7 protein-coding genes are annotated in these 14089 nt (G+C 41.4%); 2 read left to right on the top strand and 5 right to left on the bottom strand.

Annotation, left to right across the window (positions count from 1 at the left end; translation table 11 throughout):
• Nucleotides 1–22 precede the first annotated feature (22 nt).
• Entirely contained in the window at nucleotides 23–1855 is a 1833-nt protein-coding gene (locus tag F580_RS0102445; protein ID WP_019026110.1) for an arylsulfatase, read from the top strand.
• Between the two features lie 903 nt (nucleotides 1856–2758).
• Here the strand turns inward: F580_RS0102445 and F580_RS0102435 are convergent.
• Nucleotides 2759–3796 (bottom strand): glycosyl hydrolase family 18 protein, encoded by a 1038-nt coding sequence (locus F580_RS0102435; RefSeq protein ID WP_019026108.1) that lies wholly within the window; start codon nucleotides 3794–3796, stop codon nucleotides 2759–2761.
• 168 nt (nucleotides 3797–3964) lie between these two features.
• Between F580_RS0102435 and F580_RS27075 the strand changes: the two genes are divergently transcribed.
• Complete coding sequence (locus tag F580_RS27075) at nucleotides 3965–4099, top strand: hypothetical protein (protein ID WP_019026107.1); 135 nt, start codon at nucleotides 3965–3967, stop codon at nucleotides 4097–4099.
• 4 nt (nucleotides 4100–4103) lie between these two features.
• Here the strand turns inward: F580_RS27075 and F580_RS0102425 are convergent, their stop codons facing one another.
• The 4 genes from F580_RS0102425 to F580_RS0102410 all read right to left on the bottom strand — a co-directional run bounded on the left by F580_RS0102425 (nucleotide 4104) and on the right by F580_RS0102410 (nucleotide 13638).
• Complete coding sequence (locus tag F580_RS0102425) at nucleotides 4104–5948, bottom strand: arylsulfatase (RefSeq protein WP_019026106.1); 1845 nt, start codon at nucleotides 5946–5948, stop codon at nucleotides 4104–4106.
• A gap of 107 nt (nucleotides 5949–6055) precedes the next feature.
• Nucleotides 6056–7675 (bottom strand): sulfatase family protein, encoded by a 1620-nt coding sequence (locus F580_RS0102420; RefSeq protein WP_019026105.1) that lies wholly within the window; start codon nucleotides 7673–7675, stop codon nucleotides 6056–6058.
• Between the two features lie 294 nt (nucleotides 7676–7969).
• Nucleotides 7970–10834, bottom strand: coding sequence for a TonB-dependent receptor (locus F580_RS0102415; protein WP_019026104.1), 2865 nt, complete (start codon nucleotides 10832–10834; stop codon nucleotides 7970–7972).
• Nucleotides 10834–13638 (bottom strand): PKD domain-containing protein, encoded by a 2805-nt coding sequence (locus tag F580_RS0102410; RefSeq protein ID WP_019026103.1) that lies wholly within the window; start codon nucleotides 13636–13638, stop codon nucleotides 10834–10836. Before F580_RS0102410 ends, F580_RS0102415 begins: the two co-directional genes overlap by 1 nt.
• Between the last annotated feature and the right edge of the window lie 451 nt (nucleotides 13639–14089).

Below are 14089 nucleotides of genomic sequence, written 5' to 3'. Positions count from 1 at the left end.
AATTTTTCACTCAGGCGGTAACATGAATAAAATAACTTTTTTACTGACGAGCGTTATACTTTTGCTCGTAACGGTAGGTCATGCACATGCGAAGAAACAGCCTAATGTCATTGTTATTATGACCGATGACCAAGGTAACAATCTTGGCTATTTAGGCAACCCACACTTAAAAACACCAAATATTGATAAGTTAGCGAATGAATCCATTCGCTTTACTAATTTCCATCAGGAAAATAAGTGTACCACCAGTCGTGCATCGCTGATGACAGGTAAAGATTCATTCCGTACCGGTGCTTGGCGTACTAGTAAGGGCCGTTCTACCATGCGCACCGAAGAAGTTACCTTGGCTGAAGCTTTTAAAGCAGGCGGTTATCAAACCGGTCACTTTGGTAAGTGGCATCTTGGTGAAGCCTGGCCGACTCGTCCGATGGATCAGGGTTTTGATGATTCCGTACAGCTTAAAACAGGTGGTATTGGCCAGATTGCTGATTATTGGGGCAACGATACCATGGATGATACCTATTACCACAATGGGGTTCCGAAGAAGTATAAAGGTTACTGTACCGATGTATTCTTCTCCGAAACCATGCGCTTCATTGACGAGGCGACGGCAAAATCTGATAAGCCATTCTTTATCTATCTTGCACCGAATGTGGCACATTTGCCCTTTAGAGTGGAAGAAAAATATTCCCAGCCTTTGATTGATGCCGGTGTTAACAAGAAACAGGCGATATTCTTCGGTATGGTACACAACCTAGATTATAACGTTGGTCGTTTAACTGCCTATTTAGAAAAGCAAGGTTTAGCCGAGGACACCATTATTTTATACACCACAGATGATGGTGCAGCGGGTGCAAGCTTCATTGGTATGGGCAAAGATCATCATGTAACAGAAGGTTGGAACATGGGTCTACGTGGCGGTAAAGGTTCACGTTATGAAGGTGGTCATCGAGTATTTGCTAACATGAAATACCCGCAAAGTGGTATTACAGGTGACAACAATACCTTAATAGCAGTAAAAGATGTTTACCCTACCCTGTTAGAGATTGCCGGTGTGGATATGCCTAAAGGTGTTAAGGTCGATGGTCGTTCTTTTGCTCCTTTCATTAAAAAACCATTAGACCCAGAAAATGATGAGCGTCCGATTTTCATCAACTACTATAATCCGAAAAAATGGGACAGTAATAAATTTTCCAGCGTTACCTATAAAAACTGGCGCTTAGTTGGCGGTACTGAGTTTTACGATATTGTTAAAGACCCAGGTCAAAAAAATGATATCGCTAAGCAACACCCTGAACTAATGGAGCGACTTAATGCCGAGTACAAAGAGTGGGATAAAGTAGCACAAGTACATGTACGTAATGATGTAGTACGCTTTATCCTTGGTGATAAGCAACATCCTGAAATTGTCATGACCGGCCAAGATCACTGGACCAACAAAGGTTGTAACCCATTTAGTCAAGGTTCTCCTCGTCTGCTACAAACCTGTAACGGACCGCTAAAGGTAAATTTTGTCAATAGCGGCAGCTATACCGTCACGCTATCGCGCTACCCACTTTATACTAATATCCCTATGCGTGTGAATGTTCGTAAAGTCTATGGTGAAAAGGTCTATAAAAGTGAATTTGACGTCAAACATGCACGTCTAGTCATCGGCGATAAGGAATACAATAAAACCCTTAAAGGTGATGAGAAATCAGTGAGCTTTGACTTGAAGCTAAAATCCGGTGAAATGGACCTACAGAGCTGGATCACGGGTACTTTCTTAGTTAATGGTGAGAAAAAGGTGAAATTCAAAGAAGGTCAAGAGCTTATTGTGCCAGGTTATTTTGTCACGGTTAAGTATAACGGTTAAACAAAGCAGTTAACCGAATAGGTTAAGAAAACTAGCTTAATAACGGTAAAAAAGTTTATCGTTAAAGGCCCGTCATAGTAATATGGCGGGCCTTTTTTTGCTTGTGTTATCACCCTACCCATATTCAGTATAGATAGCAGCTATGGTGATATTAATGAACATATCGTAGATATGTACTGCATGAATGTAGCTAAAGGCATGCTAACCGACATGCTTACCCCTGAATGAAAAGCCTGGCAGCAACTACCGCTAGCTAGCCAATACCTGACTGTTTGGCTTGATGTATCATTACAAAGCGAAAGAAGTTGGCTTAATAGGTTTTCCAGAGGCAATAAAACCGATTTACCTGTATACCTGCGCCAACGATTGAATCTACAGAGTTAGCCCTTGATGCACTTGAACACAAGTGGGTACAAACTTATTTGAATGGTATAAATGCCATGGTTTACTTCGAATATCCAGAACATGTTTGTACGGTAATATACCATTGCGTATAAAGAAGTGAGCACTTAGCATGACATGGGTGACATTAGATCAAGCAGAATGAGTGGTGATATAGTCATTCTATCTTTTACGAGTTTTTGAAGTTATCTATGACGTTGAAGTTGAAGTTGTCAATTTAGAAAACTGACATAGCTAACGAAAGTTAACAAAGACTAAGGGGACTAAAAAAGACAATAGCCGCGTGCCCTCATGAGAGTAGTATGGCTAGGCTGGGCTAATTTATACCGGTTATTAAACGCCACTGATAAATGGACTATGCCCATTTATCAGTGGGATATTTTGCTTATCGTTAGTGGTTTATTTTGAAGAATGTTTAGATAGTTAAAAATTTAAGCTGACATATAAATTAAAACGCCCCCTAAATATCGTCATTACAGAGGGCTGCTATATGCTTTTAAATTACAATACTCTATCGCCAGCTAAGCTACGTAAATACCGTACTCTAGAATGAGGATTGGTCACAGCAACGTCATGATTAAGCGCCCATATTATTGCCCCGCCAAAACCGTTTGACTTCAAGAACTCAATTTTTTCTTTAAGACTTTTATTATTGTTACTGTATTTTAGCGTCATCATATAACTAGCATCATCTGCGGCTGGCATTTTGAACACATCCTCTTCATTGGTAACAGCAATAGCACTTACTATATCGCGATACTCTACTTCATGTTTACCCCGCCCTTTGCGCCTAGCAACTTCTTTGGCATAAAAAGCAATGCCGCCATAAAGTTTTTCTTTTGGCACCTTATGTTTAGTAACCAGGGTATTTAGCTCCTTTATAAACTGTTCAGGTTTTTTGCTGTAATTCATTATGTTGATTTGATCCAACAGTCCATGATGTTGCTCTAAAAATTTTAGCGAGAACTTCTTTTTGGAAGCAAAAGCACCTGAGACTGTTATTCCTTCTGGCTTCAACACCTTATTTAACGCCGTAAAAATCGAAGCCAGTATTTGAACATCTTTATCACTTGTAGGGTGTTCATAATCAAGATCAACCCCGGAAATACCATGCTTAAGACATAAGTCACGGATATTTTTAGCGAATTCATCTTGTTTGTTATTCTCTACCAACTGATCAAAATAAATTTCTTTTTTACCCATAGCATTAATACCCAGGGTTGTTTTTACTTGGTACTTTTTGGCATCAGCTACCAAGGTATTAATCATTGCTGTTGTTAGACCAATACCACTACTACGACGATAGTTAACATTAGCTGTTTTTTCGTCGACAGAAACTATGTTAATGCCACCCGTTTTAGGCTCTGGAGCAACCGCGAAAATGATGACTTCATCGAGATACTTAGCGGCTTCCGCATCATAATGATCCCAACCGCCATTGAACCAATACGCTGCAATTGAGAATGAATCGTGCTTTACTGCCTGTACTTGAAAACTAGAAAGTAAAAATGCAATTAAAAATAGTCTACTGGCTTTCATAAAGAGTTTACTCCATTAATGGTAAAGTTTTTAATCACTCGACTGAGTTCATTACAAAAGAAGATGTAACGCCCACTGGAGTGATCATTATATATAAAACCCGTTTTAACCGGTTTTTATCCCCTGAAAAGATATTTCTGTAATGAATAACGACTCATTAGCCTTGGTATGACGTATATCTGGACAGGAAGTTGTTGGTCTTATGCTGTTATTGTTCTTGATGTATTTGCTGGTAAAGTCATTGTGGCGGCACTATCAACCTCCCCACCTGTTGGCGAGGAGGAAGATTTAGAGCAATTCTAATCAATTATTCACTGAGGTAGTTAACGGTGACAAAATATGCCGGTGCGACTTTATGCTCACCCTTATTACTACTGCCTTTTGTATCAAGCAACTGGCCACTTATCCAACTTTGAATATCCATCTCACCTTTATCAATATTCATGGTAAAAGTTACTTGGTTATCGTCACCGCTAATAATCTTTTCAAGCTGCTGTTCACCGACCTTTAACCGCGCGTTTTGTGCCGCGAAATAATTGTCTAATGGTTCGGTTGTTCTCTCTTTAAAGCTCGTTGAGAATGGGATAGCGGTATAAAGCGGATAGCGTGACAGAGTAAAGCTGTATTTACCACTATTGATAAATTTCACCTTGAGCGGTCCGTTACATTTTACTAAGCCGCGAGCTGAGTCTTGTCGAAAAGGATTACAGCCGTTGTTGGTCCAGTGATCTTGTCCGGTCATGATAATCTCACGATGTTGCTTATCACCAAGCACAAAGCGCACGATATCGGTTCGAACAAGTTGCTGAGCTTTCTTGTCCCAGGCATCGTAGCCGCTATTAAGTTTTTTCACCAACTCTGGATGCAACTTGGCGATATCATTTACCTGACTCCAATCGCTATCTATATCATACAATTCAGTCGCGCTAGTTAGGCGCCAGTTTTTGTAGATAACACTAGCGTCTTTGCGGCTGTCCCAACGCTTCGGGTTATAATAATTAATATAAATAGGTCGTTCGTCATCTTGAGGATCAAGTGCGGTTTTTAAATAAGGCGCAAATGAACGACCATCAAGTTTAACGCCATCAGGGTAACTAATACCGGCGATATCGAGCAGAGTCGGATAGACATCTTTAATAGCCGTGAGGGTATTATTGTCGCCAGTTAAACCACTTTGCGGATATTTAATATTGGCAAATACTCGATGTCCGCCTTCAAAACGTGAACCTTTACCGCCACGCATGTTCATGTTCCAGCCTTTAGTGACATGGTCATCCTTGCCTTTACCGATGAAGCTAGTGCCCGAGGCACCGTCATCCGTGGTATAGACTATGATGGTATTCTCACTCAGCCCTTGCTCCTTAAGAAAGGCATCTAAGCGACCAAAGTTATCATCAAGATTTTGTATCATGCCATAAAATACCGCCTGCTTTTTAACAAGGCCAGCCTCTTCAAAGGGCTTAGAATATTTTTCATCAACAATAAAAGGTACATGAGCGACATTAGGCGCTAGGTAAATAAAGAAAGGCTGGTCTTTCACTTCCTTGATGTAACGCATCGCCTCATCAAAAAACACATCGGTGCAATAGCCTTTATAAGGTTTAGCTACGCCATTGTGATAATAGGTATCATCAATATAATCATTATTCCAATAATCGGCAATTTGACCGATACCACCCGTTTTCAGTTGTACCGACTCAGCAAAGCCCTGATCGATTGGCCGAGTAGGCCAAGCCTCACCTAAATGCCACTTTCCAAAGTGACCGGTTTTATAACCCGCCCCCTGAAACATTTCAGCGAGGGTGACTTCTTCAGCTCGCATGGTTGAACGACCTTTACTGGTACGCCATGCGCCAGTACGAAACGAGTCTTTACCTGTCATCAAAGCGGCACGACTCGTAGTACATTTATTTTCTTGGTGGAAGTTAGTCATGCGAATTGACTGTGCGGCCAATTGATCGATATTTGGGGTCTTAAGATAGGGATTGCCCAAGTAACCTAAGTTATTGCCCTGGTCATCGGTCATAATAACAATAACATTGGGACGCTTGGCTGTGGCTGTATCGGACTGTGTCTGCACAAAGGCTTGGGCAGATAAACTTACTAACAGCACCATACAAAGGCTGATGATTTTTACCGTCACTTTTTTCATTATTCTTCCTGCTGTCTACTCTAAAACTATTCAGGTATAAACCCGGCAAGCAAACTTTTGCTTGCCGGGAATAACTTGAATAACATTTGTATCACTACTGCGAAACACTACAACGTAATATGTTTGCCAAGTTTTTTCTGCCACTTACTTTGACTTTTGGCATCAATTTTATCATTGGCAGCCGGTCCCGTACCAGCACTGCGACCACTGTTAATTTGGATTTCCAATACTTTCATCAGATTAGTAGCTATCTCAGGGTTCTGTTTATGAATGCTGACACGCTCAGTAGGATCGTTATCCATATCGAATAGTTGAATGTCACCCGCTGCTATTACAGGGTTATTTTTATCCTTGGGGTTAGAGCGACGGCTACCACCGGACTCATGTAATATCAGCTTCCACTTACCCTGACGGATAGAATAGGCGCCGGCATCAGAGTGATAGACCACACCGCGCAGCGAATCATCGACTTTTTTACCTGCTAATACAGGTAAGAAGCTAACGCTATCTTCACCAGCATTATCGGCTAGCTTGGTATTAGTGAGTTCGGCAGCGGTCGCCATCAAATCCACCAGTGAGCCGTGGTAATCAGTTTTTGTTCCTGCTTTAACACCATCAGGCCAGCGCACAATAAAGGGCACTCGGTGGCCACCTTCATATATCGAGCCTTTCAGACCGCGGTAGCCCATATGAGAATAGTGACCCTGTGCCTGCATCGGCTCAAGTTTGGCCTTAGGCGAGGTGCCATTATCAGAAGTGAAAATCACCAGAGTATTATCGGCAATCTTCAATTCATCCAATTTGTTCAACAGGCGGCCAATCTCGTAATCCATTTCCATGGTGAAATCCCCATGAGGGCTTAAACCACTTTTGCCGATAAACTTCTCACTAGGCGCGATAGGCGAGTGTGGTGAGTTAAGGGGCAAGTAAACAAAGAAGGGTTTGTCGCTGGCCGTTTTCTGGTGCTGCTCGAGCCATTCGATAGTTTTGTCGATAAAGGTATTTTGGACATTATCCTGACGCCAGCCTTTGGCAGCCCAGCCCATCTTACCGTCGATACCCAACTTCTTTTTCTCTTTTTTATTGGCGATAAAGTGTAACTCTCCTAACACGCGGTCATTCTCGATAAAGGCGTGTGGGGAATGGTTAAGCGAAGCAGCTATGCCAAAATAATAATCAAAGCCGTTGACATTGGGACCATTTTTAATAGCTTGAGACAAGTCGGCGTTTTTACCCTCGTGGCCCTTGATTTTTTTACCATCGGTACTGGCCATATCCATGCCCAGGTGCCACTTACCAAACATGGCCGTATCGTAACCCTGCTTTTTTAATAGCGAAGGTACTGTTTCACGATTGGGATCAATCAGATGACGGCTATAACCGCCAAGTACGCCATTTTTAAGCTCTGTGCGCCAAGCATAACGCCCGGTGATCACACCATAGCGAGTCGGTGTACAGACACTAGAATTAGAGTGCATATTACTAAAAGTCATGCCTTCTTTGGCTAAGCGGTCTAGGCTAGGCGTTGCTATTTTACTGGCTGGATTATAAACAGTAGTATCACCCTGACCCATATCGTCCGCCAGAATATAGATAATATTTGGCTGCTCTGCGGCATATATTTCTGCAGAATAAACACCTGTGGTTACTGCACTTATACTAAGCAGGCCGGATATCATTAAAGTTTTTGCGTTAGACTTTTTTTGATTAAAATTAGTTGGGCTCATTTTAATACCTTATATTTTTTATTAGAGACTTTAATAAATTTGAATGCATAAATTAAAAGAGTATTGGGAAACTTAATAATAATTCTAAAAGAATATCAGCAGATCCAATACGTGACCTTTACCTATAAAACCCACCTTGAACTATAAGTTATTTAAAGTCTATATTAAGGAGGGGTAATTTACATAGCTTTACATTCAGTTTAGAATATACATTGAAGTGAAACTCCCCCTCCTCGCATTAGCGAAGAGGGTTATTTCATTTAGAAAAGGTTTTCAGCTGTTAGCTTATTGCTATTAGAACCTCGCGGTTAAGCCTAGTGAGTATCGACGTCCGTTAGTGTTGTAATATTTAAGTCGCTCTGTAGAGCCAATTTGTTCCCAGTAGGGTAATTGATCAAAGTAAGCTGTTTTTGCTTCATCGGTTAGATTGTTAACTTTAACGACAAATTTAACGTTCTCGGTAATTTGGTACGAGGCCGATAAATCAAATTGTTGATAAGCATTCACATATTGAGCATTACTTTGCGAACCAAAAGCCGATTTTAAATACTCTGAACGATAGTTATGTGATAAACGGATACCAATGGTTTCGGTTTCATAAGACAAGGTTGAGTTGGTGGTATGTTGTGACATGCCCTCTAACGGTAAGTCAGTGCCTTCTACTACTTCACCGGTATTAGGGTCAATAATTACCGCGGTACTATCATTGTAAGTATAATTAAATTTAACAGAGAAATTAGACCAATAACTCGGTAAAAAATCTAAATCTTTATACAAGTTTACCTCTACACCAAAAACGTCTGAGGAGGGACCATTTAATGGACGGGTTATTTCGAATATTTCACAGCCAGCGTCATTCGTGTCAGTTCCGCCAGTGATACAACCGCCGTTACCATCAGAAATAGGTGCAGAAATTGTTGATTTTTGTATGTAATCTTCAATATTCTTATAGAATAGTCCAATCGAAGCCATACCCGTTTTACCCGCATAATACTCTAGGCTGAGATCGGCTTGGTCTGAAATATAGGGGTCCAGATAAGGATTACCACCTTTTACTTTACCACTTGACGTAGAAATGGTTAATTTAGGTGCTATATCTGCGAATGATGGACGTGCCATAACACGACCCGCCGCAAACCTTAAAATGGTATCGTCGTTCAACGAATAACGTACAGTTAATGACGGTAAGATATTGTTATAATCGTGCTCAAAATCGGTGATAACAACATTATCACCTTCTTTTACACCACCAGTACTTGTGGTTTGGGTCATAACATAGCGGACACCAAAATTACCTACCAGTGCGCCAGAGTCATTTTCGAAATTTGCCATAACATAAATGGCTTCGGTGTAATCTGCTATATTGAAGCTTTGCAGTAGACTCGGTTTTGCCGCGTTAAGGTTTCGAAACTCTTCTTTGGTTATGCCAAAAGCGGCTAAGGTGCCATCGATATCAGCAACAGGCCAACTCGAAATAGTATTTCCTGAAACACCGTCATAAAAATCATCTACCGGGAATTCTGCTTGAACACCCTCATCAGCCATGGTCATTTCCCAATTGTAACCATTTACACCTTCGTCACTTGAAGTGATACGTGGTGAATCATTAAACCTATCCTTATTTCGATGAGTTGCACGTACGCCAAATTCTAGGGTTTGAATCCAGTGAAAATCGAGTTCGTAATCTAAGTCAAATTGGACAGCCACTTCATCATCTACAGTCGTATCAGTACCTGATCTAACCGCTTGTATGGTATATCGGGATGCATCGTTTTCAGCGCCAGGCACAGCAAACAGCATTGACGGCATATCTCCTAGCCTTAAATCGTAACTATAAGGTGTACGAACACCAGCATGACTGGTATTAAAAGTAAAGGTGAATGCCTCTGGTGTTTCTAATTCGGTATACGAATAGCCTATAGAGCCTTTGATTGAAAGTCGGTCAAAGTGTTTCGTCGCCTCTAAGCCACCAATATAGTTTATTTGCTCTCTGGTAGAAAATGAGTTGTTACTGGTCATGTTGCCCATCTTGTCATAATCAGGCAGTCCATCGGCAGTGGTTAAATACGTATCACCATAAGTTACCGTATTGTTATCATTTAAAATCATGGTGTCTGGATTAACATAATCAGGACCTAAGGTTAATTGAAAACGATCTTTTTGTATTTCATACGCTGAAACACCGAAATCAAGGACAAATTCGGTGGAATCATCGGGACGATATTCAAAACTGGCAGAGCCACCTATGCGCTCGCGCACTTCCTGGTACTGACGGAAGTTAAACTTATTTGGACGAGCGGCACCAAATTGACCTAAATCTTCGCCATTAAACATTCGATCAGGATGACCTTCAGGTAAGCTATGTAGCAAGCCCTCGGCGGGGTCGGTAATAAGATCACCGGCCCTTTTTTTACCGCCAGTCATTGAGGTCGGCATAATATAACCAGAGACCTCTAAACCATCTTGTCGACTATGACGCTTTTCGTAATTCAAATTACCGGCAAAACCAAATTTCTTATCAAAAAATTGATCGATATAGGTAAATTGCAACTTAGGGTCGAGTTCTTGAGATAGGTCTGAGTAATCCGCGTGGGCGCCAACAACTATTTTTCTGCGCTTCGAATCTAATGCACGACGCGTTTTCAGGTTAATGCTGCCCCCTAAAGAGCCTTCTACTTGGTTTGCTCCTGGAGTTTTAAATACTTCTACACGCTCAAGCAGCCCTGAAGAGAATGCCTCTAAGCCTACGGATTGATCATCCCCTGCAGAGGTTAAGGTTTTACCATTAATGGTAATTCTGTTGAGATTCGGCGCCATACCGCGAACACTGACTTGTGAGCCTTCACCATTTTCTCTGGTAATTGAAATACCTGTTATACGTTGTAAGGCTTCAGCAACATTTTCATCGGGCATTTTACCAATATCTTCAGCAACGATAGCATCAACAACCCCTACTGCTTCTCTTTTAAGATCTCTCGATTTTAGTTCTGATGCCCGGTAACCGGTAACCTCGATAACTTCAGTTTTGTCTTTGACGGTATCGTTTTCTTGGCTCTCTTCTGCAGCAAAAACGGCAGGACTACACATTAACATTGATGATGTGCCTAGCAGCGCAATGCGACATGCGTTGCTCAACTTAGCGAGTTTAAATGACTTCATTATTTGCTCCCCCTAACTCTGGTATTTATTATTTTTATAGTTTTTTTCTTAAACAATGCTACGCCAACCAACAACAATGACCATAAACCGAATGAACCACCGCTATCACTCCGTGTTTCAATTTCAGCAGACACTACAGCAACGGCTGTCGCCTCTTCATGACTCTGACCATTAGAGACAACCAGTTTAAAGCCTACTTTGCTATCACTGCTTTTGCTTGGCACAACAAAACTTGCTTTAGCTTGATTAGCATTTATGAGCTTGATTACAGGTCCACGTGTTTGTCGCCATTGGTAGGTTAAATTAGCATCTAAACTGTCGCTGGCACTACCGTCTAACTCGATAGTCGTGCCTGGTTTAAGCATAGTTTTCATCGCACCTGAAGCGTCTTCAACTTGCTCACCACCAATTAAGCTTGCTTGTACTGTGACAAAGGAAGGAATCGCTTTAATCATAAATGACACATTTTCAGTAACGGTATGTACGCCATTGCTCACCGTCAATTTAAGTACAATTTCTTCATCTACCATAACATTAGGTAAGGCATCAAAAACTAAGATAGCACCACTTTCGCCGACACTAAGATCCGAGCCTGAGATTTGCTGCCAACTATAGGTTAATTGTTCATCGCCCATAGCAGTACCACTGGCGTCGATAGTTAACGATTCACCTTCAGTGGTATCCTCAAGGCCAACAATATTAACCGCAAGACTTTGCTCACTGTCGATTGGGAAGGCGTCTAGTTCATTAGGGATACCGTCATTGTCTGCATCAGTATCAGCGTTGTCGCCAATGCCATCACCATCGGCATCGCCACTCTCATTAGGATCGTTAGGGAATACATCGCCGTTATCACCGACGCCATCACCATCACTGTCTTGCCATTCAAGGGGATCGTTTGGAAAATGATCATCACCATTTTTAACGCCGTCATCATCATCATCGGCATTGGGATCAAAATTAACAACGCGTACTAATAAAGCTGCCGCGTTAACACTATTTCCCAGTTTAAATTCAGTGCCTGTGGCAACTTCATTAAAAACTTCTTCGGTTACGGTATATTTCAGTACCGGCAAATTACTCTGATTCGCTACGCTGGTGTCTTTAGTTAGCACTAACCATTTCGACGGTTTACCTGGTCTTGACCAAGTCGACCATTGGTCACCCGTTAACATTAAGAAAGCATCAATGTTATCTTGTAATTCTGCAGCATCATAAAAACCGTGCAGGGCTGTAAATTGCTCAGGTGTTGACCATTTCCAGTCAGGATTAACTGCCAACCAGGCATCAACATCAGGATAATCTGCTCTACCAGCTTCATCTTCTGGTGTTAAATTTAAGCTAGCACTGACATGAAAGCGCATAATATCGAGGCGTTCGCCTAAAATATCGTACGCAGTCCAATAATCTTTCACCGCTCTATTTTCATAAGAGTCAGCTTTAGATAGTTTTGAACCGGGTTGAATGACACCATCATATTTGTCGTTTGGAAAGGGGTCGGCATTATCACCTACACCGTCGCCATCAGTATCTATGTTTTCAGTTGCGTCTTCCGGGAAGTTATCTATCACTAATACCGGCTCTGAGGTTGAATCATCTGCTGACTTACCTTCATTCCAACTATCTGGGTAACCGTCACCGTCTGTATCAAGATAAGCCGCAGCATCTTGCGCAAAGGCATCTAACGCTAAGACCGGCTCTGAGGTTGAATCAGCTACTGACTTACCGTCATTCCAACTGTCGGGGTAACCATCACCGTCAGTATCAAGATAAGCCGCAGCATCTTGCGCGAAGGCATCTAACGCTAATACTGGCTCTGAGGTTGAATCAGCTTGGCTTTTACCCTCAGTCCAACTGTCTGGGTAACCATCATTATCGCTGTCTATTGATGCCGAAATATCATTAGGAAAGGCATCGTCTAAATCGGCAACGCCATCTAAGTCGCTGTCGGTTTGACCATTGGTTGCATCATCGGGAAAGAGATCTAACTCTAATACTGGCTCTGAGGTAGAGTCCGCTTGGCTTTTACCCTCATTCCAACTATTTGGTCTACCATCACCATCAGTATCTAGATAAGCCGCGGCATCCGTTGGAAAGGCATCTTTGACTAGTGCCGGCAATGAGGTGGAATCAGCTGCTGATTTACCTTCATTCCAACTATCTGGATAACCGTCGCTATCACTATCAAGAGAAGCTGAGGCGTCATTTGGGAAGGCATCATCATCGTTAATAACACCATCGCTATCGTCATCGAAAACCTCAACTAGCACGATATTATCAAAGAATAAATCATTTACAGGAAGGTTATTGCCATCAGCATCTTTCTGGCCAGTTAATACCCATATCTTAAAATCACCTGAAGGGTCAACATCATCTAAAGGAACAGTAAAGGTAGAATTTATATCTACCCAGGCACCACCTGAGTTAACTAGCTCGAGCGAGATTGCGGTATTACCACCGCCAACTGGTTGATATGACCAGGTAAAACCAACGAATTCAGTAGATTTCGCTTTGCCTGAAAGGTTATATGTCTTACCAGGCTCTAAAGCTACTATTTGTTTTATGGTACTAGAATACTTTTTACGACTTGATATGTGTGCCACTTGACTTGATAAATCCGGATCCAAGAAACGTGCAACTACTGGGTTTTTAACCGCAGGTAGCCAAACCGTGCCATCTAGTAATAAAGGTGACTCAAAATCACCATTGGTCACTAAATTAGTCGCGGCCATAGCCGAGAAATTGCTCGATAAACAAATGATTCCGATTGCCGTGGCAAGTTTGTGTTTGTTAAATTTATTCATGCTGTCCCCATAACATTTTCGCTTGTTTTTGTCATTGTTATTTAAAATATTCTACTTGTAATTATTTTTATTTAATGTCTTTAGTTTACAATATCCGTAAAGATTTATTGTCAGCTTGCCTGTTAAAATCGCCAATATGCATACATCAAAGCCAATACCAACTTGCCGCCCAACCTACACAATACATACCCAAACTAATCTTCATTACTATATCATCACCAAAGCTAAAGACTAAAACATCTCTCCGTTGTCTTGAAAGACCTTTTTAGTGTTTATTACTTACAAAAACCACGATAGTATATAAACTAACCTCAGTCAACTATAAATAAACAATACCTTACATAACCTCACAAAATCTTTACATTAAGCAACAAGCTAAGGCAACCAATAAGAACAGCCAAGTTAAATGTAGCCAGAGCAGGAAACCACTGACTGGTGCGAATGAAAGCAT

This window comes from Colwellia piezophila ATCC BAA-637 (assembly GCF_000378625.1).
GTDB lineage: Bacteria > Pseudomonadota > Gammaproteobacteria > Enterobacterales > Alteromonadaceae > Colwellia > Colwellia piezophila.
Note: the sequence above shows the minus strand (reverse complement) of the source record. Positions and strands in the feature narration are given on the sequence as shown.

Excerpts from the sequence above, each read along its gene's own strand:
- F580_RS0102445 (WP_019026110.1), top strand. The coding sequence starts at position 23 with ATGAATAAAATAACTTTTTTACTGACGAGCGTTATACTTTTGCTCGTA.
- F580_RS0102435 (WP_019026108.1), bottom strand. The coding sequence starts at position 3,796 with ATGAAAGCCAGTAGACTATTTTTAATTGCATTTTTACTTTCTAGTTTT.
- F580_RS27075 (WP_019026107.1), top strand. The coding sequence starts at position 3,965 with ATGACGTATATCTGGACAGGAAGTTGTTGGTCTTATGCTGTTATTGTT.
- F580_RS0102425 (WP_019026106.1), bottom strand. The coding sequence starts at position 5,948 with ATGAAAAAAGTGACGGTAAAAATCATCAGCCTTTGTATGGTGCTGTTA.
- F580_RS0102420 (WP_019026105.1), bottom strand. The coding sequence starts at position 7,675 with ATGAGCCCAACTAATTTTAATCAAAAAAAGTCTAACGCAAAAACTTTA.
- F580_RS0102415 (WP_019026104.1), bottom strand. The coding sequence starts at position 10,834 with ATGAAGTCATTTAAACTCGCTAAGTTGAGCAACGCATGTCGCATTGCG.
- F580_RS0102410 (WP_019026103.1), bottom strand. The coding sequence starts at position 13,638 with ATGAATAAATTTAACAAACACAAACTTGCCACGGCAATCGGAATCATT.